Genomic DNA, 2,446 nt, shown 5'->3' on the forward strand with positions numbered 1-2,446 from the left:
GTCGAGGGCGCCGGGGTGGCCGGTCGGCCCGGCGGGCCGCAGCGCGGCGGGCCCGGGCCGAGCGCCGCGGGCCACTGCGCCCCGCGTTCCTGCGTGCACTGGGGTGTGCGCCGGGGCGAGCGCTACCTGGACCCGCTCACCCTCCTGCACCGTCCGCCGATCGTGCTCCTCCCGGACCGCTGACGACCCGCACGCCCGGCGGTCACCGGCCGAGGTCCGCTTCGAGAACGACCTCCGGGACGTCTTTCGGCCCCGAGCCGTCCCGCAGGTCGTTCTCGAAGGGGACCGTCGGTGGTCCAGGTGGTCCAGGTGGTCCAGGTCAGGCGCGCGGGAAGGCCTGCGCGTAGACGCTGCGGAGGCGCTCGGCGTCGACGTGGGTGTACCGCTGGGTCGTCGCGAGGTTGGCGTGGCCCAGCACCTCCTGGACCGAGCGCAGGTCGGAGCCGCCCTGGAGCAGGTGCGTGGCCGCCGAGTGCCGCAGCGCGTGCGGCGCCACGTCCTCGACGCCCGCCTGCGCGGCGAGCCGGTGGATCGCCTCACGGACCTGGCGCTGGCCCCAGCGACCCCCGCGCTCGCCGACGAGCAGGGCGTCACCCGTCGTCGCGGTCACGAGGGCCGGCCGGCCGTGCGCCAGCCACGCCTCGACGGCTCGAGCGGCCGGCACGCCGAACGGCACCACACGCTCCTTGCCCCCCTTGCCGAGCACCCGCACCAGCCGGTCGCGAGCGTCCACCTGGCCGACGTCGACGGACACGAGCTCGCCGACGCGGACTCCCGCGCCGTACAGGAGCTCGGCGGCCACCCACGAGCGCAGGGCAGCGGGCCGGCTCGCCTCGTCGGCGGAGTCGGCAGCCGCCCGGGCGCCGTCGAGCAGGCGGCTCGCGGCGTCGACGTCGAGGACGGTCGGCAGCGTGCGCGGCACCTTGGGACTGGCCAGCCGTGCCGACGGGTCGACGGGCACGAGGCCGGTGCGGTGCGCCCAGCGCAGGAACGCGCGCGCGGAGGCGCCACGGCGCGCGAGCGTCGAGCGCGCCAGACCGCGCTCGGACTGGGACGCGAGCCAGCCGCGCAGCAGCGCGAGGTCGATCGCGTCGAGGTGGGTCGCGCCGTGCCGCATCCCGTACCGCAGCAGGTCGGTCACGTCGGCCACGTAGGCGCGGCGCGTGTGGGCGGAGTGCCCGCGCTGCGCATCGAGGTAGCTGGCGAACCGGGAGACGGCGTCGGACATCTGCTCGGGGAGCCGAGGCAAGCCGGACAGGTCGGTAAGGTCCACGTTTGCCAGTGTGCGCCTCGGTCGCCGTCGGGTGAAGAAGGCGCGCCGTCGGGTCCTGCCCGCCGGCCCGCCCCTTCTCCCCCGGTCAGCGTCTGCGCCAGCCGCCGTCCTTCTGCTCGGCCAGTCCCATGAGCTCGAGCAGCCCGAGCGCGCCGGTCGTGTCCGCGAGCGCCAGCCCGGCGGCGCGGGCCACGGAACGCTCGTGGGCAGGCGCGCGCACCGGCAGGGCGTCGAGCACCGCCTTGCCGACGTCGTCGAGGTCGTCGCCGGGGCGCGCGTCGCCGTGCCGGGCGGGCGCGGTCTCCCCCAGGTAGCCGACGAGCTCCGCCGCCTCGGCGGCGTCGGTCACGCAGACCGCTGCCCCCCGCCGCAGCAGCTCGTGGCAGCCGACCGAGGCCATCGAGGTGACGGGCCCCGGCACCGCACCGAGGGGCCGCAGGAGACGGGCCGCGTGGTTGGCCGTCGACAGCGCGCCCGAGCGCGCGGCCGCCTCGATCACGACCGTGCCGGAGGTGAGCGCGGCGATGAGCCGGTTGCGCTTGAGGAAGCGCTGCTTGCCTGGCACGGAGCCCGGTGGCACCTCGCTCACGACGGCGCCGCCGTGCTCGGCCGCCCGGCGCAACAGGTCGGTGCTGGTCGCGGGGTAGAGCCGGTCGACACCGCCCGCCAGGAAGGCCACGGTGGGCGCGTCGGCGAGGAGCGCGCCGCGGTGCACCTCGGCGTCGATGCCCGCGGCGCCGCCGGACACGAGCGTGAACCCGCGGTCGGCGAGCCCGCTCGCGAGCGCCCGGGTCACGCGGACGCCGTAGTCGGTGCACGCACGGGAGCCGACGAGCGACACCGACCGCTGCGCGAGCCGGTCGAGGTCCGGTTCGCCGCGGACCCAGAGGCACAGGGGCGCGATGTCGCCGAGATCGTCGAGGCTCGCCGGCCAGCCCGGCGCATCGGGGTGGAGGAGCGTCCCGCCGTACCGGTCGAGCACGGCGAGCTCGCCCGCAGGGTCGAGGCGTTCGAGACGGGGCGCCCAGCGGCGGACCGCTGCGAGCACCTGACGCACCGCACGCCGGTCGCTCCGGGACGGGTCCACGGCCGGATCGTCGGCCGGGTCCTCAGCCGGGTCCCGCCCGGACGAGCCGTCCCGCGCGGCCAGGCGCCCCGGTGCCTCCGCCGCGC

General features: G+C 77.4%; 2 protein-coding genes and 1 pseudogene. 1 reads left to right on the forward strand and 2 read right to left on the reverse strand.

The features are described from left to right. Nucleotides 1-183, forward strand: a pseudogene (locus HLB15_RS24410) (M23 family metallopeptidase); the annotation flags it as partial. Nucleotides 184-319: 136 nt separating this feature from the next. On the opposite strand, the gene HLB15_RS23305 reads toward HLB15_RS24410, so the two are convergent. Further along, nucleotides 320-1,228, reverse strand: a complete 909-nt coding sequence (locus tag HLB15_RS23305; protein WP_171109117.1) for a tyrosine recombinase XerC — start codon at nucleotides 1,226-1,228, stop codon at nucleotides 320-322. Between the two features lie 130 nt (nucleotides 1,229-1,358). Then, nucleotides 1,359-2,446, reverse strand: a 1,088-nt coding sequence (gene dprA / locus HLB15_RS23310; protein ID WP_171109115.1) for a DNA-processing protein DprA, incomplete at its 5' end; no start/stop codon positions are given.

The organism is Promicromonospora citrea, from assembly GCF_013004695.1.
Classification (GTDB): domain Bacteria; phylum Actinomycetota; class Actinomycetes; order Actinomycetales; family Cellulomonadaceae; genus Promicromonospora; species Promicromonospora citrea.

Excerpts from the sequence above, each read along its gene's own strand:
- HLB15_RS23305 (WP_171109117.1), bottom strand. The coding sequence starts at position 1,228 with ATGTCCGACGCCGTCTCCCGGTTCGCCAGCTACCTCGATGCGCAGCGC.